Source organism: Streptomyces sp. NPDC050145 (assembly GCF_044460245.1).
Lineage (GTDB): Bacteria > Actinomycetota > Actinomycetes > Streptomycetales > Streptomycetaceae > Streptomyces.
In genome coordinates this window covers 263,505-287,383 of the sequence record NZ_JBITJS010000004.1, presented here as the reverse complement: position 1 = coordinate 287,383, position 23,879 = coordinate 263,505, and the positions used below count along the sequence as shown (strand labels likewise).

The 23,879-nt window shown below is 72.7% G+C and carries 19 protein-coding genes and 1 tRNA gene; 13 read left to right on the top strand and 7 right to left on the bottom strand.

The annotated features are described in order from the left end of the window. Window positions 1-784: 784 nt before the first annotated feature. The 3 genes from ACIBTU_RS10620 (at window position 785) to ACIBTU_RS10610 (ending at window position 2,891) form a co-directional block, all read left to right on the top strand. On the top strand, window positions 785-2,029 hold the full coding sequence (locus ACIBTU_RS10620) for a helix-turn-helix domain-containing protein (protein ID WP_399125621.1): 1,245 nt from the start codon (window positions 785-787) through the stop codon (window positions 2,027-2,029). A gap of 64 nt (window positions 2,030-2,093) precedes the next feature. Next, complete coding sequence (orn, locus tag ACIBTU_RS10615; RefSeq protein WP_399125620.1) at window positions 2,094-2,696, top strand: oligoribonuclease; 603 nt, start codon at window positions 2,094-2,096, stop codon at window positions 2,694-2,696. 122 nt (window positions 2,697-2,818) lie between these two features. Beyond that, a tRNA-His gene (locus ACIBTU_RS10610) sits at window positions 2,819-2,891 on the top strand. Between the two features lie 75 nt (window positions 2,892-2,966). On the opposite strand, the gene ACIBTU_RS10605 is transcribed toward ACIBTU_RS10610, so the two are convergent. Then, window positions 2,967-4,022 (bottom strand): LacI family DNA-binding transcriptional regulator, encoded by a 1,056-nt coding sequence (locus ACIBTU_RS10605; protein ID WP_399125619.1) that lies wholly within the window; start codon window positions 4,020-4,022, stop codon window positions 2,967-2,969. A 278-nt stretch (window positions 4,023-4,300) separates the two neighbouring features. On the opposite strand from ACIBTU_RS10605, the gene ACIBTU_RS10600 reads away from it, so the two are divergent. From ACIBTU_RS10600 to ACIBTU_RS10585, 4 genes are all read left to right on the top strand, one after another. After that, entirely contained in the window at window positions 4,301-5,632 is a 1,332-nt protein-coding gene (locus ACIBTU_RS10600; protein WP_399125618.1) for an ABC transporter substrate-binding protein, read from the top strand. Next, window positions 5,629-6,669 carry a carbohydrate ABC transporter permease gene (locus ACIBTU_RS10595; RefSeq protein ID WP_399125617.1) on the top strand — a complete coding sequence of 347 codons (1,041 nt, stop codon included), beginning with the start codon at window positions 5,629-5,631 and terminating at the stop codon, window positions 6,667-6,669. The genes ACIBTU_RS10600 and ACIBTU_RS10595 overlap by 4 nt, the downstream gene beginning before the upstream one ends. After that, a complete protein-coding gene (locus ACIBTU_RS10590; RefSeq protein ID WP_399125616.1) occupies window positions 6,666-7,592 on the top strand; it encodes a carbohydrate ABC transporter permease in 927 nt (308 codons plus the stop codon). Before ACIBTU_RS10595 ends, ACIBTU_RS10590 begins: the two co-directional genes overlap by 4 nt. Window positions 7,593-7,919: 327 nt before the next feature. Next, window positions 7,920-9,380 (top strand): GH1 family beta-glucosidase, encoded by a 1,461-nt coding sequence (locus ACIBTU_RS10585; protein WP_399125614.1) that lies wholly within the window; start codon window positions 7,920-7,922, stop codon window positions 9,378-9,380. A gap of 195 nt (window positions 9,381-9,575) precedes the next feature. Here the strand turns inward: ACIBTU_RS10585 and ACIBTU_RS10580 are convergent, their stop codons facing one another. The 3 genes from ACIBTU_RS10580 to ACIBTU_RS10570 all read right to left on the bottom strand — a co-directional run bounded on the left by ACIBTU_RS10580 (window position 9,576) and on the right by ACIBTU_RS10570 (window position 13,283). Beyond that, on the bottom strand, window positions 9,576-11,063 hold the full coding sequence (locus ACIBTU_RS10580; protein WP_399125613.1) for a cellulose binding domain-containing protein: 1,488 nt from the start codon (window positions 11,061-11,063) through the stop codon (window positions 9,576-9,578). 121 nt (window positions 11,064-11,184) lie between these two features. Further along, window positions 11,185-12,582 (bottom strand): sensor histidine kinase, encoded by a 1,398-nt coding sequence (locus ACIBTU_RS10575; RefSeq protein WP_399125612.1) that lies wholly within the window; start codon window positions 12,580-12,582, stop codon window positions 11,185-11,187. Next, window positions 12,579-13,283, bottom strand: a complete 705-nt coding sequence (locus tag ACIBTU_RS10570; RefSeq protein ID WP_399125611.1) for a response regulator transcription factor — start codon at window positions 13,281-13,283, stop codon at window positions 12,579-12,581. Before ACIBTU_RS10570 ends, ACIBTU_RS10575 begins: the two co-directional genes overlap by 4 nt. A 180-nt stretch (window positions 13,284-13,463) precedes the next feature. On the opposite strand from ACIBTU_RS10570, the gene ACIBTU_RS10565 reads away from it, so the two are divergent. Continuing rightward, entirely contained in the window at window positions 13,464-14,000 is a 537-nt protein-coding gene (locus ACIBTU_RS10565; protein ID WP_399125800.1) for a hypothetical protein, read from the top strand. Between the two features lie 33 nt (window positions 14,001-14,033). On the opposite strand, the gene ACIBTU_RS10560 is transcribed toward ACIBTU_RS10565, so the two are convergent. Both ACIBTU_RS10560 and ACIBTU_RS10555 read right to left on the bottom strand, forming a co-directional pair. Continuing rightward, window positions 14,034-14,930, bottom strand: coding sequence for a spermidine synthase (locus ACIBTU_RS10560; protein ID WP_399125610.1), 897 nt, complete (start codon window positions 14,928-14,930; stop codon window positions 14,034-14,036). Window positions 14,931-15,649: 719 nt separating this feature from the next. Then, window positions 15,650-16,123, bottom strand: a complete 474-nt coding sequence (locus tag ACIBTU_RS10555; RefSeq protein ID WP_399125609.1) for a hypothetical protein — start codon at window positions 16,121-16,123, stop codon at window positions 15,650-15,652. A gap of 203 nt (window positions 16,124-16,326) precedes the next feature. Here ACIBTU_RS10555 and ACIBTU_RS10550 point away from each other — a divergent pair, with 203 nt between their 5' ends. Beyond that, window positions 16,327-17,832, top strand: coding sequence for a tetratricopeptide repeat protein (locus ACIBTU_RS10550; protein ID WP_399125608.1), 1,506 nt, complete (start codon window positions 16,327-16,329; stop codon window positions 17,830-17,832). A 196-nt stretch (window positions 17,833-18,028) separates the two neighbouring features. Here the strand turns inward: ACIBTU_RS10550 and ACIBTU_RS10545 are convergent, their stop codons facing one another. Next, window positions 18,029-18,628: a histidine phosphatase family protein gene (locus tag ACIBTU_RS10545; protein WP_399125607.1), complete on the bottom strand. Its 600-nt coding sequence runs from the start codon at window positions 18,626-18,628 to the stop codon at window positions 18,029-18,031. A gap of 202 nt (window positions 18,629-18,830) precedes the next feature. Between ACIBTU_RS10545 and ACIBTU_RS10540 the strand changes: the two genes are divergently transcribed. The 4 genes from ACIBTU_RS10540 to ACIBTU_RS10525 are packed head-to-tail and all read left to right on the top strand — an operon-like array spanning window position 18,831 to window position 23,785. Further along, the gene (locus ACIBTU_RS10540; RefSeq protein ID WP_399125606.1) at window positions 18,831-19,766 is read left to right on the top strand and encodes a phosphatase PAP2 family protein; all 936 of its coding nucleotides are present in this window, start codon (window positions 18,831-18,833) and stop codon (window positions 19,764-19,766) included. Then, on the top strand, window positions 19,717-20,862 hold the full coding sequence (locus ACIBTU_RS10535) for a hypothetical protein (protein WP_399125605.1): 1,146 nt from the start codon (window positions 19,717-19,719) through the stop codon (window positions 20,860-20,862). Before ACIBTU_RS10540 ends, ACIBTU_RS10535 begins: the two co-directional genes overlap by 50 nt. Then, the gene (locus ACIBTU_RS10530; RefSeq protein WP_399125604.1) at window positions 20,859-22,439 is read left to right on the top strand and encodes a hypothetical protein; all 1,581 of its coding nucleotides are present in this window, start codon (window positions 20,859-20,861) and stop codon (window positions 22,437-22,439) included. The genes ACIBTU_RS10535 and ACIBTU_RS10530 overlap by 4 nt, the downstream gene beginning before the upstream one ends. Next, window positions 22,436-23,785, top strand: coding sequence for an AAA domain-containing protein (locus ACIBTU_RS10525; protein ID WP_399125603.1), 1,350 nt, complete (start codon window positions 22,436-22,438; stop codon window positions 23,783-23,785). Before ACIBTU_RS10530 ends, ACIBTU_RS10525 begins: the two co-directional genes overlap by 4 nt. Window positions 23,786-23,879: the final 94 nt, after the last annotated feature.

Genomic DNA, 23,879 nt, shown 5'->3' with positions numbered 1-23,879 from the left:
TCGCGGACCGCACGCCCCGCACAAGACCCCACACAGACCCGACACAAGAGCCCATACAAGACCGGACAGACAGGACAGGGAGGACTCCGTGCCCGGACCGACCACACGCGCCCGCTGGGCGGCGTTCAGCTGCGTCCTGGTGCCGCTCGCACTCATCGCGTACGGCGGCCGGCACGCGGGCTCGGTCGGCGCCGCGGTCGGTCTGGCCGCCGTGACGGCGGCCTGCCGGGTGCTCCTCGGGCGCACCGAGCGACGGGTGGCGGAAAGCGGTGCCGCACAGTTGCACAGTGAACAACACTGTTCGTTCCGGCACCCCTCCCGCCGACCCCGGGCGGGGGCGTGCGGGGGCGCTCCGCGAGCGGGCCGGTGCACGCCGGGGGACTGACTGGATTCAGTACGCGACCCCGTAGATTTTCAGCCAACTTCGGCCGGGCCCTCACCCCTTGCCGGAGGCCCGTTCCAACCCCCGTTCCACCAGGGCCGACAGGGCCGTGGGCACCCCATGCGCCCTACAGGGACCGGCCACTGGACGGAGGCGCACTTCCCAGCGGCGCCCCTGAGTGCGACGCTTCGTGATCGAATGCTTCACGCCAAGTTGCCATGTCGACAATCTGCCAGGTCTTTAACTGGTCACGACGGCACCACCGGACACAGTAGATTCGATCATGACTGTCTGATCAGTAGGCGGCGGGGGACTTCGTGCAGGACCGAGGGGAAACGTGCAGGAGCGAACAGCCCGTCAGAGTATTGAGGGAGCCGCGATCACCGAGGGGGGCTTAGCAGGATGAGCCACGACTCCACCACCGCGCTCGAGGCGACGGCCCGCAAGCTGTCGGGGCGGCGGCGACGCGAGATCGTCGCGGTGCTGCTGTTCAGCGGCGGACCCATCTTCGAAAGTTCCATTCCGCTCTCCGTGTTCGGGATCGACCGCCAGGACGCCGGAGTTCCGCGGTACCGGTTGCTCGTGTGCGCCGGCGAAGACGGGCCCCTGCGGACCACGGGCGGACTCGAACTCACCGCGCCGCACGGCCTCGAGGCGATCGCGCGGGCGGGCACGGTCGTCGTGCCGGCCTGGCGCTCCATCACCTCGCCGCCGCCGGAGGAAGCGCTGGACGCGCTGCGCCGCGCCCACGAGGAGGGCGCCCGCATCGTCGGCCTGTGCACCGGTGCGTTCGTGCTGGCCGCGGCGGGTCTGCTCGACGGCCGTCCGGCCACCACGCACTGGATGTACGCGCCGACGCTCGCCAAGCGCTATCCGTCGGTCCACGTGGACCCGCGCGAGCTCTTCGTCGACGACGGCGACGTGCTCACCAGCGCCGGGACCGCGGCCGGAATCGACCTGTGTCTGCACATCGTGCGCACGGACCACGGCAACGAGGCGGCCGGAGCGCTCGCCCGCCGCCTGGTGGTCCCACCGCGCCGCAGCGGCGGCCAGGAGCGCTATCTGGACAGGTCTTTACCAGAGGAGATCGGCGCGGACCCGCTGGCCGAGGTCGTCGCCTGGGCCCTGGAGCACCTCCACGAGCAGTTCGACGTGGAGACGCTGGCCGCCCGCGCCTATATGAGCCGTCGTACCTTCGACCGGCGTTTCCGCTCGCTGACCGGGAGCGCTCCCCTGCAGTGGCTGATCACCCAGCGGGTGCTGCAGGCGCAGCGGCTCCTGGAGACCTCCGACTACTCGGTCGACGAGGTCGCCGGGCGCTGCGGTTTCCGGTCGCCGGTCGCGCTGCGCGGGCATTTCCGGCGCCAGCTTGGCTCGTCGCCGGCCGCGTACCGGGCGGCGTACCGGGCGCGCAGGCCGCAGCCGGGCGACAGCCCGGTCGGGGCCGGCGCCAAGGCCGAGCCGGTGATGGAGGCCGCCGCGGTGCCGGGTGCGGAGGGTGCGGGCCCGGGGCCCGTGCCCAGCCAGTCCCGGCGGGGCGCCCCGGCGTCCTCGGCGCTCGGCGCGGCCGCGGCCTCGCTGCCGCCGGGCCCTGAGGCCTTCGCCGGTTCGCGCGCGAGCCTGCCGGGGCCGAGGTCCGCGCCGTAGGGAGAAAGCACGAGGAGGAGCCGTCGTCTGCCGGTGAGGAGATCCGGGCCGTAGGGTTGTCCGCATGAACGATCGCATGGTGTGGATCGACTGCGAGATGACCGGACTCTCGCTGGCGAACGACGCGCTCATCGAGGTGGCCGCACTGGTCACCGACTCTGAGCTGAATGTACTGGGCGACGGTGTGGACATCGTGATCCGCCCGCCGGACGAGGCCCTGGAGCAGATGCCCGAGGTGGTGCGGAACATGCACACCGCCTCGGGTCTCCTCGACGAGCTGGCGGGCGGCACGACGCTCGCGGACGCCGAGGAGCAGGTCCTGGCGTACGTACGTGAACACGTCAAGGACGCGGGCAAGGCCCCGCTGTGCGGGAACTCGGTCGGTACCGACCGCGGCTTCCTGCTGCGTGACATGGCGACGCTGGAGGAGTACCTCCACTACCGGATCGTCGATGTGTCCTCGGTCAAGGAGCTGGCCCGCCGCTGGTACCCGAGGGCGTACTTCAACAGTCCGGAGAAGAACGGCAACCACCGGGCGCTCGCCGACATCCGTGAATCCATCGCGGAGCTGCGCTACTACCGCGAGGCGATCTTCGTCCCGCAGCCCGGCCCGGACTCGGAGACCGCGAAGACGATCGCGGCCAAGCATGTCCTGCCCGCTGAATAGTCCCTCGTAAGCCCCTGTGTACGGGGTCCGGAGGCCCGCCGGAAAACGTGGGCGCGAGCACCCCTTCGGACCCTGTACACTTTTTCTCGGCCGGTCGGAAGAACGACAGAAGACCGGACATGGTGGGTGTAGCTCAGTTGGTAGAGCACCTGGTTGTGGTCCAGGTGGCCGCGGGTTCAAGTCCCGTCACTCACCCTGAAGGGTCGAAGGCCCCGGTTCGAAAGAACCGGGGCCTTCGGCGTTCCCCCGGTTCTTCCTCCGGGCCTGCCTTCACGACGACGCCCGGACGACCAGTTCCGTCGGGAGCACCAGATGGCGCTCGGCCCGCCGCCGGGTCGAGGAGCGCAGGCCCTCGGCGGCCAGGGCGATCTCGTCGAGGAGCAGCTCCGTCATCGCGCGGCCCATGTCGCGGGTGGGCTGGCGCACGCTGGTGAGGCCGGGCTCCATGTGGCGGGCGATCACCGAGTCGTCGAAGCCGACGAGGGCGACGTCGTCGGGAATCCGGCGGCCGGCCTCGCGCAGCACCTGGCGGGCGCCGGAGGCCATGAGGTCGGAGCAGGCGAAGACCGCGTCGAGGTCGGGGCGGCGCTCGAGCAGCTCCGTCATGCAGCGGCGGCCGCCCTCCTCCGTGAAGTCCCCGTACGCGACCAGTTCCTCCGTGTACTCGAGGCCGGAGTCGCCGAGCTGGTCCGCGTAGCCGGCCAGACGCCGCTGGGCGCCGTAGACGTCGAGCGGTCCGGTGATGATCGCGACGGCGCGGCGGCCGCGTCCGGCGAGGTGGTCGACGGCGGAGCGGGCGCCCGCGTAGTTGTCGGTGTCGACGGAGGGCAGCGGCTCGTCCGCCGAGCGGGGGCCGCTGATCACGGTCGGGATGTCCATCTGGAGGAGCCGGTCGGCGAGCGGGTCGTCCGAGTGGACCGAGACGAGGAGCACGCCGTCGACCCGGTGGGCGGCCAGATAGGCGGCGAGCCGGTCCTGCTCGCGCTCGCCGCGGGCGAAGGTCAGCAGGAGCTGGAGGTTCGTCTCGGCGAGGGCCACGCCGACGCCGCCGACCATGCCGGAGAAGTACGGCTCGGAGAAGAAGCGGGACTCGGCCTCGGGGACGACGACGGCGATGGAGTCGGTGCGGTTGGCGGCGAGGGCGCGGGCCGCCGTGTTCGGCACGTAGCCGAGTTCGGCGACGGCCTCCTCGACCGCGGCGCGGGTGCGGTCGCTGACGCGCGGCGAGCCGTTGATGACGCGGGAGACCGTGCCCCGGCCGACGCCGGCCCGGACCGCGACCTCCTCGAGGGTCGGACGCCTGCCGTGAGTGCCGCGAGCCACCATGACTCCCACCTCCCCAAGTCTCACGCGGAATCTAACAGCCCGATAACCGCGCGAACGTCGTGCTGCACAGTCTCTTGACACTCCGTGGCCGGAGCGCGACCCTTCAACACATCACTCGTGGGAGCGCTCCCACACCACCGGTCGCGTACAAGAGCCGCACATTCTCCGCCCGGGTGCCACGCAGGGAGAGCACCGGCACCGCATGCTGAGGGGCAACCGGCCGGGATCGGCACGTCAGAGCACTTGAGCACGTGAATCTGAGCATCTTGGAGGACGCAATGCGCACGACTGCCCGTACGTCCCGACGCGCGATGACCTTCTCGGTCGTCGCCGCCCTGGCCACAGGGCTGCTGGCCGGATGCGCGACCGACGCGGACGACGGCGGCTCCGGCGGGGGTTCGGGCGGAGGCGCCGGCGGCAAGGGCGGGACGACCGTCACCATCGGCACCTTCGGCGTCTTCGGCTACAAGCAGGCCGGTCTCTACGACGAGTACATGAAGCTGCACCCGGACATCACCATCAAGGAGAACGTCACCACCCGCACCGACGTCTACTGGCCCAAGACCCTGACCCGGCTGCAGGCCGGATCCGGCACCGACGACATCCAGGCGATCGAGATCGGCAACATCACCGAGGCCGTCCAGACGCAGGGCGACCGGTTCGTCGACCTCGGCAAGGAGGTCGACGCCTCGCAGTGGCTGGACTGGAAGAACGCGCAGGCCACCACCGCGGACGGCAAGCTCATCGGGCTCGGCACCGACATCGGCCCGATGGCGATCTGCTACCGCAAGGACCTCTTCGAGAAGGCCGGCCTGGAGACCGACCGCACGAAGCTCGGCGCGATGTGGAAGGGCGACTGGAACAAGTACGTCGACGTCGGCAAGCAGTACATGAAGAAGGCCCCCGACGGCACGAAGTTCGTCGACTCGGCGTCCTCCGTCTACAACGCGGCGCTGGGCGGCGAGAAGGAGCGCTACTACGACAAGGACGGCAAGGTCATCTGGGACAAGTCCAGTGGCGTGAAGACGTCCTGGAACGCGGCCATGGAAGTCGCGACGAGCGACATGTCGGCCAAGCTGAAGCAGTTCGACAAGCCGTGGGACCAGGGCTTCGCCAACGCCAAGTTCGCCACCGTCGCCTGCCCCGCCTGGATGCTCGGCTACATCCAGGAGAAGTCCGGCAAGAGCGCCGAGGGCAAGTGGGACGTGGCGGCCGCGCCGACCGCGGCCAACTGGGGCGGCTCCTTCATCGGCGTGCCGAAGGCGGGCAAGCACCAGAAGGAGGCCATCGCCCTGGCCAAGTGGCTGACCGCGCCCGAGCAGCAGGCCAAGGTCTTCGGCAAGCAGGCCAGCTTCCCGTCCACGCCGAGCGCCTACGACTCCCTGGAACCGCAGGCCGCGACCACGAAGTTCTTCTCCGACGCCCCGCTGACCCAGACCTTCTCCGACTCGGCGAAGACCATCCCGGTGCAGGTCTTCGGCGTGAAGGACCAGCCGATCAACACCGCGATCACCGACACCGGCATCCTCCAGGTCGAGCAGAAGGGCAAGTCGCCCGCGCAGGGCTGGGAGGCCGCCACCAAGGAGGTCAAGGACGTGCTCGGCCAGTGAACAGCTCCGACCAGGCTCTCGCGCGGTCCGCGTCGAGCGCCGACGCCGCGCCCGGTGACCAGCCGGGCGCGGCGCGGGACGCTCACGGTCGCGGTACGGCACCCCGGAAGAACGGCGGCGCCTCCGCATGGCGCCGCCGGCTGTACCGCTGGGACATGAAGGCGTCGCCGTACGCGTTCATCGCCCCCTTCTTCATCGTCTTCGGCGCCTTCTCGCTGGTGCCGCTCCTCTACACCGCCTGGTACTCGCTGCACCATGTGCAGCTGTCCGCCCTGGACCAGCAGACCTGGGCCGGCCTGGACAACTACCGGAACCTGTTCTCCTCGGAGTTCTTCTGGAACGCCCTGAAGAACACCTTCACCATCGGCCTCCTGTCGACCGTGCCGCAGCTGGCCGCCGCGCTCTGGCTCGCGCACATGCTCAACTACCGGCTGCGCGGCTCCACCGTCTGGCGCGTCGTCATGCTCACCCCGTACGCCACCTCGGCCGGGGCGGCGACGCTCGTCTTCGTCCTGCTCTTCGCACCGGAGAGCGGCATGGTCAACTGGGCGCTGGACCTCGTCGGCCTCGACCCAGTCAACTGGCGCGAGTCCGGCTGGGGTTCGCAGGCGGCCGTCTCCTCCATCGTGGTCTGGCGGTGGACCGGTTACAACGCGCTGATCTACCTCGCCGCGATGCAGGCCATCCCCAAGGACCTGTACGAGTCGGCGGCGCTCGACGGCGCCGGGCGGTGGCAGCAGTTCCGCCACGTCACCGTCCCGATGCTGCGCCCGACCATCCTCTTCACGGTCGTCGTCTCCACGATCGGCGCCACCCAACTCTTCGCCGAACCCCTGCTCTTCGGCGGGGTCAGCGGCACCAAGGGCGGCTCCGAGCACCAGTACCAGACGCTCGGCCTCTACATGTACGACCAGGGCTGGATGGTCGGGAACCTGGGCAAGGCCTCCGCCATCGCCTGGTCGATGTTCCTGATCCTCCTGGTCGTCGCCGCGCTCAACCTGCTGATCTCCCGACGCCTCAAGAGGTCCTCCCGATGACCATCAGTGACGTGACACCCCCTCGGGCGGGAGCCGCGAAGGAGCGCGCCGGCGCCCCCGACCCGGCCGCGCGGGCCCCGCGCCGGCGGGTCATGGGCGCGGGCAAGCAGCTCCACGCCGGCCCGCTCACCTACACCGTCCTCGTCCTCTTCGCCCTGGTCTCCCTCGCGCCGCTGGTGTGGACGGCCGTCGCCGCGTCCCGCACCAACACCCGGCTCGCGCAGACCCCGCCGCCCTTCTGGTTCGGCGGGAACCTCTTCAAGAACCTGGAAACCGCCTGGGACCAGGCCGGTCTGGGCACCGCGATGCTCAACTCGATCTTCGTCTCGTCGATGATCACCGTCGGCACGGTGCTCTTCTCCACGCTCGCCGGTTTCGCCTTCGCCAAGCTCCGCTTCCGCTTCTCCACCACGCTGCTGCTGCTCACCATCGGCACGATGATGGTGCCGCCGCAGCTCGCCGTCGTGCCGCTGTACCTGTGGATGACGGACCTCGGCTGGGCCAACCACCTCCAGACCGTCATCCTCCCCACCCTCGTCAGCGCCTTCGGCACGTTCTTCATGCGGCAGTACCTCGTGCAGGCCCTCCCCACCGAACTCATCGAGGCCGCACGGGTCGACGGCGCGAGCAGTCTCCGGGTCGTCTGGCACGTCGTCTTTCCCGCGGCGCGGCCGGCCATGGCGGTGCTCGGACTGCTCACGTTCGTCATGGCCTGGAACGACTTCCTCTGGCCGATCATCGCGCTCAACTCCGAGAACCCGACGGTGCAGGTCGCTCTGAACCAGCTGGGTACGGGTTACATCCCGGACGACTCGGTGATCATGGCCGGCGCGTTGCTCGGGACCTTGCCCCTGTTGCTGGCGTTCCTGTTGTTCGGCAAGCAGATCGTGGGCGGCATCATGCAGGGCGCGATCAAGGGGTGACCTTGAGCTCCGCTCGGAGCGGGATCCGGCTCCGGGGTGGGTGGTTGCGGCCTGCTGACCGGCTGCCGGCCGGTGGGGGCTGGTCGCGCAGTTCCCCGCGCCCCTGAAATGCATGCCCTTCGGGCGCATTTCCCCGATGCCCCGACCCCGACGAGAAGGCGCAGCCTTCAAGGGGAAGGCTGCGCGCAGCGCATGCCTTCAGGGGGCGCGGGGAACTGCGCGACCAGCCCCCACCGGCCCGCACCCGGTGACCCACCCCCCTACGACGACACCACACCCGCCCCCAACCCCCAGAACACCCTCGACCCCCTATGGGAGCGCTCCCCGATGACGACCACTGATCACAACACTCGGCCCACCACCACTCCCGCCCCCCACACCCGATTCCCCGAGTCGTTCCTCTGGGGGTCGGCCACCGCCGCGTACCAGATCGAGGGGGCCGTGCGGGAGGACGGGCGGACGGCCTCGATCTGGGACACGTTCAGCCACACGCCCGGAAAAGTGCTGGGCGGGGACACGGGGGACGTCGCCGTGGACCACTACCACCGGTGGCGGGACGACGTACGGCTCATGGCCGACCTCGGCCTGACCGCATACCGCTTCTCGGTGGCGTGGCCGCGCGTGCAGCCCACCGGGCGCGGGCCCGCCGTGCAGCGCGGGCTCGACTTCTACCGGGCCCTCGTCGACGAGCTCCTCACGCACGGGATCACGCCCATGGCGACCCTGTACCACTGGGACCTGCCCCAGGAGCTGGAGAACGCCGGCGGCTGGCCCGAGCGTGACACCGCGTACCGGTTCGCGGAGTACGCCGGGCTGGTCGGGGAGGCGCTCGGGGACCGCGTCGAGCGCTGGGTGACGCTCAACGAGCCCTGGTGCAGCGCGTTCCTGGGCTACGGCTCGGGTGTGCACGCCCCGGGCCGCACCGATCCCGCCGCCGCGCTGCGCGCCGCCCATCACCTCAACCTCGGGCACGGGCTCGCCACCTCGGCGCTGCGCTCGGTCCTGCCGGCCCGCGCGGGCATCGGGATCAGCCTCAACCCGAGCGTGGTCCGGCCCCTCACCGACTCCCCCGCCGACCTCGACGCCCGGCGCCGGATCGACGCGCTCGCGAATCGCGTCTTCACCGGGCCGCTCATCGATGGCGCCTACCCGCAGGACCTGATCTCCGACACCGCGCGCGTGACGGACTGGTCCTTCGTGCAGGACGCTGATCTCGCCTCCATCCACCACCCCCTCGACTTCATCGGCATCAACTACTACACACCGGCCGTCGTCTCCGGCCCCCGCGGTGACCAGGACGGCGACGCCGCCAGGCTCGACGGTCACGGCGCCAGTGACCACTCCCCCTGGCCGGGCTCCGACGACGTCGTCTTCCATCGGGCGCCCGGTGAACTGACCGCGATGAACTGGTCGGTGGATCCGACCGGCCTCACGGACCTTCTCCTTGAATACACCGCTCAGGCCCCCGGGGTTCCGCTCTACGTGACAGAGAACGGAGCGGCCTACGAGGACACCGTCGACGCCGACGGCCGCGTCCACGACCCCGACCGCATCCGCTACCTCCACGCCCACCTCTCCGCCGTCCACGAGGCCGTCCGCCGGGGCGCCGACGTCCGCGGCTACTTCCTCTGGTCGCTGCTCGACAACTTCGAGTGGGCGTACGGGTACAGCAAGCGCTTCGGCGCGGTCTACGTCGACTACGCGACCCAGGCCCGCATCCCCAAGTCCAGCGCGGACTGGTACGCCCGGGTCGCCCGCGCCGGCACCCTGCCCGCGCTCGACGACTGATCCCCGCGAGGCACGAAAGCAAGGAGCAAGGAGCAAGGAGCAAAAACAAGAACAGGACAAGCGTGAGCCCCGGCCGGGTGGGGGGTGTCTCCGGCCGGGGCTCGTCCCCCGTAGGGCAGTGGCTCAGTAGGGCAATGACTCAGTAGGGCAGTGGCTCAGTAGGGCGATGGCTCAGCAGGCAGGGCAGGCCGGTCGTCAGTTGAAGGCGGCGAATGCCTTCTGGAAGGCGTTCGCGCCCTGCTCGATCGAGCTGCAGGTCGGGTCCGCGGAGTTCTTGGCGCCGCCCGCGCACTGCTTGTCGCGGGTCGCCGACCACATCGACAGGCCGCCCAGGCCCTTGGACTTGGCGAAGGAGACGAGCTGGCCGGCGTCCTCGACCTTGAAGATCTCGGTGTTCACGTCGTTGACGCCGATCATCGGGGTGACGGCGACGGCCTTCCAGGCGGCCGCGTCGGACAGCCCGAGCGCCGTCTTGATCTGCGCCTGCGTGGCGGTGGCCGCCTGCTCGGCGTAGGTGCCCATGTCGCCGCTGTACGAGGCCCCGTAGTCCATCGCCATGATGTTGACGAGGTCGGTGCGCACGCCGTTGGACTTGGCGTTCTTCAGGAAGTTCACGCCGTCCGAGGTGAGGCCCTCGGGCATGACGGGGAGCGTGAAGGAGACGTTCAGCTTCGGGTTGTTCTTCTGGAGCGTCGCGATGGCCTGGGCCCGCTTGGTGTTGGCGGCGGTGTCGGGCAGCGCGCCGCCCTCGATGTCGAAGTCGACCTTGGTGAGCTTGAACTGGTCGACGACCTTCTGGTACGCGGTGGCGAGGTCGCCGGACGAGGAGCAGGCGAGGGCCAGTTCGGTGCCGGAGGCGCCGCCGAAGGAGACGCGGACGTCGCCGCCCGCCGCGCGCAGGGAGCCGATCTGGGCGGCGACCTCGTCGCTGCCGAGGTCGGTCACGCCGCCCCACTTCGGGGTACAGGAGCCGCCGGAGGTGATGAAGGCGAGGTTGTACTCCTTGACGCCGGTCGCCTTGGAGGAGGCCACGAGGTCGAACTTGGGGTACAGCGAGGTGTCCACGTACGGCGCGAATCCGGCGCTCCCGGCCGAGCCGGAACCGGAGTCGGGCGCGGAGGTGGACGGGGACGGGCTCGGCGGCGTGGACGTGGACGCGGAGGGCGAGGCGGGCGAGGACGTGGAGGCGCTCGGGGCCGGGCTGCTCGGGGTGGCGGAGCCGGTCGGGCGGCCGGAGGGCTCGGGCGTGGCCCCGCCGTCCACGGAGCACGTGGCGTCGTTGATGAGGCAGGACGCGGGGGCGGCGTCGCCGGAGACGACGAAGCCGACGGTGACGGACTTGCCGGCGGCGAGTCCGCCCTTGTCCCAGGCAGCGGGCTTCACGGTGACGTGCTGACCGGAGACGGTGGACTCGGCGTTCCACAGCGAGCCGAGCTTGGTGCCGGAGGGCAGGTCGAACTCCAGCGTCCAGTCGGACTGCGCCTGGTCCGTGCTGTTGGTGATCACGTACTGGCCGGTGTAACCGCCCTCCCAGCTGCTCGTCCTGGTGAACGCGGCGCCCACAGAGGCCGCCGACGCGCTGGAGGCGAAGAGGAACGCGCCGCCGCCCACGACGGCCGCGGCGACGACGCCGCCTATCGCCTTGTTCCTGCCGCTGATCCTGCGCCGGTGCGTGCTGCTCATGGCGTGCCTGCCTTACCTGTACGGGAGGGGAGGGGGGTTGTGGTGACGCGGCAGCACGCTAGCGATCCGGAATCGCTCAATTCGGGCAACAGGGAACGGCGTTGAGGATCTTAAACTTGGCTTAAGGGAGGGATCGGGACCGGTTAAAGGTAGAGACCAACCCTTTACGTTCCCGTCCGCGATGTCCGCGCCGGGGACGCGGGACCCCGCCCCGCTGACCGGTCTGCACCCAGATCCGCACCTCGGTGCCGCCGAGCACGGACGCGCCGATGCGCACGTCGCCGCCCGTCGACTCGGCGAGCCGGCGCACGATGTCCAGGCCGAGCCCGGTCGACCCGTCGCTGCCCGAGCCCGCGCCGCGCGCCATCGCGGCCTCCGGGTCGGCGATGCCCGGGCCCGCGTCCGACACGAGCACGATCACGGCGTCCTCGCCGCTGTGCACGTCGACGGCGAACGCGGTGCCCTCGGCGGTGTGCCGGAAGACGTTGCCGAGCAGCGCGTCCATCGCCGCGGCCAGCTCGCCGCGCGCCACGGGGATCCGTACGGGCCGCTCGACGCCCGCGACCCGCACCTTGCGGCCCTCGTCCTCGGCCAGCGCCGACCAGAAGTCCATGCGCTCCCGGATCACCTCGGCGGCGTCGCAGCCCGCTCCGGGCCCGGCCGCGGCGGTCTGCGGCTTGGCGTCGCGGGCCGTACGGATGATGGTGTCGACCTCGCGCTCCAGCTGCTCGACGGCGACCCGGGTCTGTTCGGCGGCGGGCCCGTCGCCGAGCGAGGCGGCGTTGAGCCGGAGCACGGTCAGCGGGGTGCGCAGCCGGTGGGACAGGTCGGCGGCCAGCTCACGCTCGTTGGCGAGGAGCTGGACGACCTGGTCGGCCATGGAGTTGAACGCGACGGCGGCGAGCCGCAGTTCGGTCGGTCCGTCCTCGGGCACCCGCGCCCCGAGCCGCCCCTCGCCGAGGTCGTGCGCGGCGCCTACGAGCCGCTGTGCGGGCTGCACCATACGTACCCCGAGCCGGTCGGCGACGGCCACGGACCCGATGATCAGGGCGATGCCGACGCCCGCGAGGACGACCCAGGCGGTCGTCACGCCGTTGGTGACCTCGCCCTGGGGCACGTACACCTCGACGACGGCGATCTTGCCGGTGCTCACGGCGATCGGCTGGAGCCAGACCGAACCGCCGGGCACGTCGACCGTGCGGGCCTGCCGGATGTCCTCCAGGCGGCCGGTGTCCACGCGCAGCCGGCCGAGCCGGATCTCCGGGTTGCCGCCGCCGGCCGGGACGTACACCGACATGCGGTCCCCACCACCGGTCTGCGCGGTGGCGAGGGCGCGGACCAGCTGGTCGCGGTCGGAGGTGATGGAGAGGGTGGTGCCCATGGCGGCGGCGGTGCGCTCCGCGTTCGAGAACGCCCGGTCGCGCGCCATCTCCTTGATGACGAGCCCGAGCGGCACGGCGAACGCGACGACGACCATCGTCGTCACGGCCAGGCACACCCGGACCAGCGCCCACCTCACGGGGCGGGCTCCGCCGCCGGGGGTTCGAGCTTCACGCCGACGCCGCGCAGCGTGTGCAGATAGCGCGGCCGGGCCGCCGTCTCGCCCAGCTTGCGGCGCAGCCACGACAGATGCACGTCGATGGTCTGGTCGTCCCCGTACGACTGCTGCCACACCTCGGCGAGCAGCTCCTTGCGGGGGACGACGACGCCGGGCCGGCCCGCGAGGAAGGCGAGGAGGTCGAACTCGCGGCGGGTGAGGTCGAGGCGGGTGCCGTCCAGCTCGGCCTGACGGCGCAGCGGGTCGACGGACAGGCCGCCGACGCGGATGACCCGCGAGGGCGGCTCGGCGTGGGCGCTGCCGCGGGCCCGGCGCAGCACGGCGGCCATCCGCGCGGACAGGTGCTCGGGCGAGAAGGGCTTGGTGAGGTAGTCGTCCGCGCCGTCGTTGAGCAGCCGGACGATCTCGGACTCGTCGTCGCGGGCGGTGGCGATGATGACCGGTACGTCCGTGATGCCGCGCAGCATCTTGAGCGCCTCGGCGCCGTCCAGGTCGGGGAGGCCGAGGTCGAGGATCACGACGTCGAAGCGGTGATGGGCGACCTCGCGCAGCGCCTCCAGGGCCGTGCCGACACTGCGCACCGTGTGGGCGGCGTCGGTCAGATGCCGGATGAGGGCCGAGCGCACGAACTGGTCGTCCTCGACCACGAGCACACTTGCCATGGGCGGCACCGTACGCCATCCGTACTCCGTACGGGCGATGCCGGTCGTCCCCGGGTACGGGCTCCGGGGGCGCGGGACAGGGGTGGCGGGTGTGGTGCAGTATGGCCCGCGATGCCGACGAACCCGCCCCCGCCGCCCGCCCCGGCGCGCGCCCAGGACCCGCCCGGGGAGCCGCGCGCCGTGCGGCGCGGCCTGGTGCACTCGGTGGCCTGGCTGCTCGCGACGGGCGCCGCGGTGACGCTGTCCTGGTGGGGCGTGCACACGGTGATGGCCGGCACGGTGTACGACCCGCCGCGGGCGCTCCCGGTCGTCGGCGCCGTCGCATCGGAGTCGGCGCCTCCGGTCTCCTCCTCGACGCACCGCCCGGACCCGTCACCGTCCGGGTCCGCCGCCTCGTCCTCCGCTCCCGGGAAGTCCGGCCGGCCCACGCCGAAGCCGTCCACGGTGTCGCCGAAGCCCAGCCGGTCGATCCCCTCGGGGAACGCGGGGAACTCCGGGAACGTGAAGAGTTACGAGACGACCGGCGGCCGGGCCGTGTTCGACCTCGGCGAGCGGTCGGCGACGCTGGTGTCGGCGACGCCGGGGGCGGGGTGGTCGGTGCAGGTGTGGAAGCAGACCACGTGGATCCGGGTCGAGTTCACGTCCGGCACGGACCGGGTGTCGGTGTTCTGCACGTGGCACGACCACGCGCCGTCGGTCGAGATCGCGACGTACTGACCCTGACGCCCCGTGCCGAACGGGGCGCCGCCGCTACCGGAACACGGAGGCGGGCGGCGCCGGGGACGCCTTGGCCGAGGCGTCCGTCACCGCCGGCGCGCCGCCCGCGAAGTCGAGCAGTCCCCGCCCGTGCTCGACCCGCCCCGGATGCGGGTCGCCCGCCGCCCGCCGGGTCAGCTCGGCGATCGGCAGCGGCAGCGCGGACGCGACGAGGACCGCGTTCCCGAACCGTTTGCCCCGCAGGACCGTCGGGTCGGCGACCAGGGCCAGCTCGGGGAAGACGGCGGCGGCGGTGGCGATCTGCCCGCGCAGATGGGCCAGCGGCGGCCCGTCGGCAAGGTTGGCGACGTACGTCCCGGAGGGCCGCAGCACGCGCCGCACCTCGGTCAGGAACTCCGTACTGGTGAGGTGCGCGGGGGTACGCGCCCCGCTGAACACGTCGGCGACCAGCACGTCGGCCCAGTCGTCGGGCAGCTTGGCGAGGGCCTCGCGGGCGTCGGCGGTCCGTACGCGGATCCGGGCGCCGGGGTCCAACGGCAGGGCCGTACGCACCAGTTGGACGAGGGGGCCGTCGCGCTCCACGACCTGCTGGGTGGAGCGGGGCCGGGTCGCGGCGACGTAGCGGGCCAGGGTGAAGGCGCCGCCGCCCAGGTGCACGGCCTGGACCGGGCGGCCCGGGTCGGCGGCCAGGTCGATGACGTGGCCGATGCGGCGCTGGTACTCGAACGAGAGGTGGGCGGGGTCGTCCAGGTCCACGTGCGACTGCGGGGCGCCGTCCAGAAGCAGGGTCCAGCCCGCCGGCCGGTCCCGGTCGGGTATCAGCTCGGCGAGCCCCCCGTCGACACTCTCGACCACCGACTCCCGAGCCCCACGCCCTCCCCCGCCGCCACCACTCCTGCTCCCCTGCTGCTTCCCGCGCGACCTCGCCATTCGCCCATTATCCGCCGCACACGACAGCCCGGCTCGCCGACACCTGAGCTCCGCCGGGGTGGTGATTCAGGTGCCGCCGGGGTGGTGGTTCAGGTGCCGCCAGGGCGGGGTGGCTCGGGTGCCGCCGCGGAGGGGTGGCGTGGGTGAGCCGCCCGCCGGGTGGGGCGGCTCGGGTGCCGCCGGGGCGGGCGCTTCAGGCTCCGCCGGGGCGGGTGGCCCGGGCACCGCCGCGCGGGCGCCGTCGGGGCGGAGTGGTACGGGTGCCGCCGCGCGGAGTGACTCGGGTGCCACCGGACCGGGGTGGCCTGGGTGTGCCGCCCTCGGGGGGAGGTGGCTCTAGTGCCGCCCGCCAGGCGGGGTGGCTCGGGTGCCGCCGGGGAGGGTGTACGGGCGCCGCCGCGCGGAGAGACTGGGATCCACCGGGCCGGGGTGGCCTGGGCGTGCCGCCCGCCGGGCAGGGTGGCTTGGGCGCGCCCGGCGCCGAGGCGGATGCGGCTTGGCGGGGGTGTGGGGCCGTAGCCGACGGGGCAAGCGCCTGGGGGCGCACGGAGTGTGCACCTCAGGGGCGCGGGGAACTGCGCGACCAGCCACGACGGCGCGGCACCCGGCGACGTCCCTCGCCCCCTACGCCGGAGACGCTTTAGCGCAGCTGAGTCGCGCGCCCGGCACCGAGGCCGGAGAGACCCGGGCCACCCGTACCCGCTCCCCCCGGCAGGGGCTCAGCGGCAGTTGTCGGCGGCTTCGATGAGGCGGGCCGCCTCGTCGAGGGCCGCCCGCAGCACCGCCGGGTCGGTCGTCAGCTCGGAGGCCTCGTTCTCCGGCGGGAGGAGCCAGTCCGTACCGTCACCGCCCCCGTCGGCATCGGCGGGCGGCACGAGCACCATGCCGCGCCCCGCCGTCTGCGTACAGGCGCTGCCGGGCACGTCCCAGCCGTCCGCGGTACCGGGCGGAACGAGGAAGCCGAGCGTGTCGCAGCCCCCGTCGTGCAGCACGGGGCCGACGGTCTCTGCGCAACCGCGACGCAGGATGTCGACGGCCTCCAGACCCTGCCGGGCCGGGACCGTGACCAGGTCGCATCCCCCGGGCGGTCGCTCGCTGTACTCCTCGACCGGCCTGTGCCGTGCCGTCGACGTCGTGGGCTGTGCCGCGTCCAACACCTCGGCCCCTCCTGGTTCGTGGGGATTTCGCCGCATGGTTCAACGCCCGGCAGCGTCAACGGCTACGGCGCCATGCCGCCGCAAAGGATGGCAGTTCATGGCAGATCTCGGGTGAGATATCCGGTTTGTAGCCAAACACTGCGTGTCGCCGTCGTGACGGACGGTACCTTCGAGCCTCGCCGGGACGAGGGAGGCAACTCCCGCGGTGCCCGGCACGGTTCGCACGGGAGGACCCTCTCATGAGCTCGTCGCCGTATCTCTCGAACGCCCCGGCGCCGCAGACCCCGCGGCCGAACCTCGCCTTCCGGGAACTGCGCGGTCAGCGCTCTCCGGGCGAGTTCGCGGCCGCGGTGCGCCGCGCGGCGCGCGAGATCGGCGAGCGGGTCAGCTGCGACGCGCGCTACATCGGACGCGTGGAGGCCGGCGAGATCCGCTGCCCCAACTACGCGTACGAGCGGGTGTTCCTGCACATGTTCCCGGGCCGGTCGCTGGCGGACCTGGGGTTCGCCCCGCGTTCGGCGGTCCGCGGCCGGGCGGTGCGCCCACTCGCGGCCGAACCCGCCCGGCACGACCACCCACCCCACGCACCCCACGCACCCCGCACAGACCACGACTCCGCATCACACGACGAACACGTCCACCCACCACGCGAAGAAACAGACCCACCACACGAGTACACGCACCACGCGTACACGCACCACGAGGAGAGCGACGTGCGGCGTCGCGCATTCATGACCGGCATGACCGGCTCGACGGCCACCGTCGCGGTGGCCGCCCTGACGCCCTTCGGCGTCCCGATCGGCGCCGCGGCCCAGGACCCGGCACAGGACACCCCACTGGAGCGGCATCCTGCCAGAGCGGGTGTCGGCGCCGTGGAAGAAGCGATCCGCCGGATCCGGTTGCTGGACGACCGGCACGGCGCCGACGGGCTGTACGAGCGGGCGGCGGCGCCCCTGCGCACCGCGTTCGAACTCCTGGACGCGGGCGCCGCGCCACCGGAGGACATCCAGCGACTCCAGACGGGCGCCGGTGAACTGGCGATCTCCGTCGGCTGGTTGGCCCACGACTCGGGCCGCTTCGACGACGCCCGCTCGCACTACGCGGAGGCGCTGGCCACCGCGCGGATGGCGGGGGACGAGGCGCTGGAGGCGCACGCCTTCTGCAACACGGCGTTCCTCGCGCGGGACGCGGGACGCCCGCGCGAGGCGGTACGGGCGGCGCAGGCGGCGGCCCGGATCGCGGCGCATCTGGGCTCACCGCGACTGCTCTCGCTGCTCGCGCTGCGGGAGGCCGGGGGCTGGGCGGGGCTCGGCGACCGGCGCGCCTGCGAACGGTCGCTGGCGCGGGCGCAGGCGTTGTTCGCGCGGGGCACGACGGAGGCGGATCCGGAGTGGATGTCGTTCTACGGAGAGGCGGAGCTGGAGGGGCTCGAGTCGCAGTGCTGGTCGGCGCTGGGCGACTGGGTGCGGGCGGCCCGGCACGCGCGGCGTTCCGTCGCGCTGCAGGATCCTCACTTCACGCGGAACATCGCGCTGTACACGGCGGAGATGGCGGACGACCTCGCGCGGTCGGGGCGGCCGGACGAAGCGGCGGCCGCGGGGGCGCGGGCGTTGGCCCTGCTCCGTGACGTCCGGTCGTCGCGGATCGAGGCGATGCTGGCGACGACCGCGCGCGTTCTGCTGCCGCACCAGCGGGACTCGGGGGTGGCGGCGTTCCTGGAGGCCCGGACCACGACCCGGGTCTGACCGTCTCATCGCCGGGTGCCGCCCGGTGGGGGCTGGTCGCGCAGTTCCCCGCGCCCCTGAAATGCGGACCCTTCGGGTCGCATTTCCCCGATGAGGCACAGCCTCATCAGGGGCGCGGGGTACTGCGCGGCCAGCCACGACGAGACCCGCAGTCGCCCGCGACGAGCAACCCGGCAGACGAGAAGGCGCTGTCCGCTCAGCCCACCGCGAGGTGCCCCGTCTCGTTCCAGGACTCGATCGCCGGTTCCCCGTACGCCCAGCCCAGTACGGACAACGACGTCGGGTTCAACCGGATCCGCGCCGCGAATTCGAGGGGCAGCCCGAGCCACCGCGCCCCGATCGACCGCAGGATGTGCCCGTGGGCGAACACCAGCACGTCCCGGTCCGCGGAACGGGCCCAGGCGACGACCTCGTCCGCCCGCGCCGAGACCTCCGCCAGTGACTCCCCCTCGGGCACCCCGTCGCGCCAGATGAACCAGCCGGGCCGCAGCTCCTGGATCTGGGCCGGGGTCAGACCCTCGTACGCCCCGTAGTCCCACTCCATGAGCGCGTCCCACGCGGTGGCCCGCTCCCCGAACCCGGCCAGCGCGCACGTCTCGCTCGCCCGCACCAGCGGCGAGGTCCGCACCTCGACGCCGGGCAGCCCGTCGTAGGGCGCGCGGTGCAGTCGCTCGCCGAGCAGCTTCGCGCCGCGCCGGCCCTCCTCCAGGAGCGGGATGTCCGTCCTGCCGGTGTGCCGTCCGGACAGGGACCATTCCGTCTGTCCGTGCCGGGCCAGCAGGATGCGCGGTGCCATTGGGGGGCCTTTCGCAGTTCAACGGTTCGGGAGGGGCCCGTTCATCATCGCGCAACCTCGCCGGGGTCCGCCCGCCGGGCAACCCGGCCGTCGATCTCCGCGTCTACGAGGGTCAGAGGTCACCCACCAAGGACCTCATTCACGCCGTAGGGTGACGAAGTGGCCGGAGGCCGCCGACGAGGGAAGAGGGGGAGCGGCCCGCATGTCGCAGACCGTCGACGATGCAGCGCACGCCGGGGACATACCCGGAGCGAGGCTGCGCTGGTGGACCGAGCTCCCGCTGATCTTCCTCGTGTACGGCGTGTACACCGCGGGCCGGCTGCTCGCCCGCGGCGACGTCGGCACGGCCGTCGACCACGGTCTGGCGATACTCCGGGCCGAGAAGGCGTTCCGTCTCAATCTCGAGCATCCGCTGAACCGGCTGTTCACCCGCGAGGCCTGGATCGGCGTCCCCGCCGACTTCTGGTACGCCTCGCTGCACTACCTGGTCACGCCGGCGATCCTCGTCTGGCTGTTCCGCCGCCGCGCCCACGTGTACCGCGCGGCTCGCACCTGGCTGATGACCTCGACGCTGATCGGCCTGATCGGCTTCACCCTGCTCCCGACCTGCCCGCCCCGCCTGCTCACGGCCGGCTACGGCTTCGTCGACACCATGGCCCAGTACAGCTCGTACGGCTGGTGGGGCGGCGCGGCGAGCGCGCCCAAGGGCATGGGCGGGATGACGAACCAGTACGCGGCGATGCCCAGCCTGCACGTCGGATGGGCCCTGTGGTGCGGGGTGATGCTGTGGCGTCACGGGCGCGGCCCGCTCGCGAAGGCCGGCGCCGTCGGCTATCCGCTGATCACCACGATCGTCGTCATGGGCACGGCCAACCACTACTTCTTCGACGCGCTCGCGGGCGCCGCCGTGATGGGCGTGGGCCTGCTGCTCACGAAGCCGGTCCAGCGGGTCGCCGGGCGGCTGAGGGACCGGGTCGACGCGGTGCTGGCGAACGGCTCGTGGGCCGCCCCTTCCGCCACACGTTCCTCGATTGTCAGTGGAGAGTGCCAGACTTCGCCGGGTGAGCGAATTCCCCGACAGCGCAAGGGTGCCCCGACCCACGACACCGGTGACGGGGCTGCGGCACCAGCTCGCTGAGCTGCGCGGCCCGGACCGTCCCCCGCGCCCGCTGGACGCCCGCGCCCTGGCCGCCCTCGCGGCGAACCCGGGGTGCAGTCGGCGCGCGCTCCTGGACGGGGCGGGCGTCGACAAGGCGCGGCTCGCGGACGCGCTGGGGGCGCCCTCGACGTTCGGCCAGTCCCAGTTCGCGCTGGCGCGGGGGAACGTGTTCGAGGCGCGGGTGAAGGCGGACGGCGGCGCGCAGCTGCTGCGCCTGGTGCACGAGCGGGTCGGTCCGGCGGGCGCGCCGGAGCCGGTGGGCGAGCTGGTCTCGGCGCCCGATCTGTCGGCGGCCGGTCCGCAGGGCCGTACGGCACGGACCGCGCTGGCGCTGCGCGAGGCCGCGCAGTCGCCGGGCACGTGGACGTTCCTGGACCATCCGATGCTGGCGCTCGACGTGGCGGGCAGCCCGGCCTTCCTGGAGCCGGACGCCGTGGTGGTGCATCCGGACGGGAGCTGGACGGTCGTCGAGATCAAGTCGTTCCCGATGATCGACGGCGCGGCGGACGCGGCGAAGGTGGGGGCGGCGGCCCGCCAGTCGGCCGTTTACGTACTGGCCCTGGAGCAGGTCGCGCAGCGGCTGACCGGCCTCGAGGCCGAGGTCAGGGTCCGGGACCGGATCGTGCTGGTGTGCCCGAAGGACTTCTCGAACCTGCCGGCGGCGTCCGCGGTCGACGTGCGCAAGCAGCTAGCGGTGACGCGCAGGCAGCTGGCCCGGCTGACCCGGATCGAGGACATCGCGGCGGCGCTCCCGCCGGGCACGGCCTTCGACCCGGAGCTGCCCGCGGCCGAGCTGGCGGCGGCGGTCGAGGCGGTGCCGGCGACGTACGCGCCGGAGTGCCTGGCCGCGTGCGAGCTGGCGTTCCACTGCCGGGACCGGTCCCGGGCGGCGGGCGCGGTGACGGTGCTCGGCCGGCCGCTCCGCGCCGAGCTGGGCGGTCTGACGACGGTGGACGCGGTGCTCGCGGCGGCGCACGGCGAGGGCGGCGATCCCGCGGACCCGACGGTGGCGGCGCTGCGCCGGGCCGCCGCGCTGCGGGCCGAGGCACTGAGCAGCGAGGAGCGGCAGCGGTGAGTCTGATCAACCATCTGGCCCGGCTGGAGGCCACGAGCACGGGGCGCGCGCAGCCGGCCGCCACGGTGCGGCACCGGCATCTGTCCCAGCGCCCGCTGGTGCTCGTACCGCTGACGACCGCGGGCGAGACGGGCGCCCCGCTCGGCGCGCTCGTCGGCACGGAGCGGACGTCGCCGCGGCTGCTCGTCGTGCCGCAGCCGCGCGACCGCGACCTGCGCTTCGCGTTCCTCACCCGGCTCTCGGACGAGGTGCTGCCGTACCTGGACGGGTTCGCGGCGGACGTCGAGCTGACCGAGCGCAGCGAGACGGACGCGGAGACCGGCAAGAAGGTCAAGGTCGAGGTGGAGCTGTGCGCGGACGCGCCGCAGCTGATCGTGCCGAGCCGGGCGGGCGTCGAGTTCGTCCGGCTGCTCGGCCGGTCGATGCGGTTCCGGCGCACCGCCGAGCAGGATCCGGAGGCGCCGCATCCGGCGCCGCCGCACGTGCCGCTGCTGGGGCGCTGGCTGACGCACTTCGGGGAGCGGGCGCGCGTGCCGGGCTCCGCGCTGCTCCTGGCGATGACGGACCTGCTGTCGCGGCACTGGGCGACGGGCCAGTCCAGCCTGGAGGACCAGCACCTGGGCGCGCTGCTCGCCTGGATCGACGCCCCGCGGGGCACGTCGGGCGCGGCGGCGGCCGAGCGCGCGGAGCGGGGCCGGGACGAGCGGGGCCAGCTTCTGTGCCCGCCGGCCGGCCCGGCCACGGACCCGGCGTTCGACAACAAGCTGCTCGCACCGGCGATCGAGCGCTACGACCGGGCGCGTACGCGCATGGCGGCGGCCGAGGACGCGATCGAGGCGGACAGCCGGCTCGCCGAACTGACGGCGGCCGAGCGGGAGATCCACGCCCTGGTCGAGTCCCGCACCCGGCCCACCTGGGACGCGGTGTGGCGCGGTCTCGACGTGCTGTGCACGCTGCCCGAGGGCGCGCACGCGGCGGACCGCTGGACGCGGGACCGCTGGTCGTTCACGATGCACCGCGACCGGGTGGCGGCGGGCGAGCCCCCGCAGCCGCGCCGCGACGACGCGGTGACGGCGGCGAACAAGCTGGCGACGCGGGAGCGCGAGCAGGCCCGGCTCGACGCGCAGGAGGCGCTCGACGACCCGCTGGTGATGGCCGGACGGCGGCTGGCCGGGGAGGCGTTCGCGGGCGAGGTGACGGAGGTCGTGGCGGCGTACAACGACAAGAAGCGTCCGCGCCCGCTCGTCACCGTGCGCACGGACGACCGGCCGCACCTCGCGGAGCGCGTGAAGGTGTACCGCTCGCTCGAAGGCAAGCCGCAGAGCGCCGAGTTCGTGGCGTACGAGGGCGAGGACGCGGTGGTGCTGCGGATCCTGGACAAGATGGGGCGCGGCAAGGAGCCGGAGGAGGGTTCCGTGCCGCGGAAGGGCGACCGGGTGTGCTGGACGCTGTTCGAGCACGAGCAGCGCGGCGGGCCGAAGCTGCCGGATCCGGAGGCGACGCCGTGGACGCACGGCGGGCCGCCCGGGGCGGGCGCGGAGGCGCCGGACGCGACGACTTCGGAGGACATCCTGTGAGCACGGTGGGCACGCCGACCACGTTCGACCCGGGGGCCGAGGCGTCCCGGGCCACCGAGGGCATCCTGCGCGACACGCTGCACGGGGACGCGCGCGGTGTCGTCGTCGACTCCCCGCCGGGCGCCGGGAAGTCGACCCTCGTCGTGCGGGCCGCGCTCGAACTCGCGGACGCGGGCCGCCCGTTGATGATCGTCGCGCAGACGAACGCGCAGGTGGACGACCTCGTCGTACGGCTCCACGACAAGAGCCCCGAGCTGCCCGTGGGCCGCCTGCACAGCAGCGACGCCGACGCGTACGACAAGGCCCTGGACGACCTGCCGAACGTCCGCACCTCGGCGAAGGCCGGCGACCTCGCGCCGCTCCCGGTCGTCATCTCGACGGCCGCGAAGTGGGCGCACGTGAAGGTCGACGATCCGTGGCGGCACGCGATCGTCGACGAGGCGTACCAGATGCGGTCGGACGCGCTGCTCGCCGTGGCGGGGCTGTTCGAGCGGGCGCTGTTCGTGGGCGACCCGGGGCAGTTGGACCCGTTCTCGATCGTCGGCTCCGAGCAGTGGGCGGGCCTGTCCTACGACCCGTCGGCCTCTGCGGTGTCGACCCTGCTCGCGCACAATCCCGAACTGCCGCAGCACCGCCTCCCGGTGTCGTGGCGGCTCCCCGCGACGGCGGCGCCGCTGGTCTCGAAGGCCTTCTATCCCTTCACCGAGTTCCGCAGCGGCACGGACGAGGGCGACCGGGCGCTGGACTTCCGCGTCCCGTCGGACGGTTCGGGCCCGGACCGGGTGATCGACGAGGCGGCCCGCTCCGGCTGGGGCCTGCTCGAACTGCCCGCGGCGCACACCCCGCGCACGGACCCGGAGGCGGTGCGGGCGGTGGCTCTCGTCGTACGGCGTCTGCTCGACCGGGGCGGGGTGACGTACTCCGAGCGGGAGCCGCGGGAGGGGGCGCTGACCGCGGACCGGATCTGTGTGGGCACCGCGCACCGTGACCAGGCGGCCGCCGTACGGGCCGCGCTCGCGGAGCTGGACGTCACGGGGGTGACGGTCGACACGGCGAACCGGCTGCAGGGCATGGAGTTCGACGTGACCGTGGTCCTGCACCCGCTGTCGGGCCGCCCCGACGCGACGGCGTTCCACCTGGAGACGGGCCGCCTGTGCGTCCTGGCGTCCCGGCACCGCCACGCCTGCATCGTGATCAGCCGCGCCGGCATCCCCGACCTCCTCGACGCCCACCCTGCGACGGACCCGGTCCAGCTGGGCGTCACGGTGAAGTTCCCTGATGGCTGGGAGGCGAATCACGCGGTGCTGGAGCGACTGTCGCGGCACCGGGTGACCTGGAGACCCTGAGCTCCCGAAACACGGACCGGCTCGCGTGGGCCCCGGCCTGGAGACCCTGAGGCCAGAGGGTGGTCTTGCGCCGTGCCGGACAATGAAGACGTAG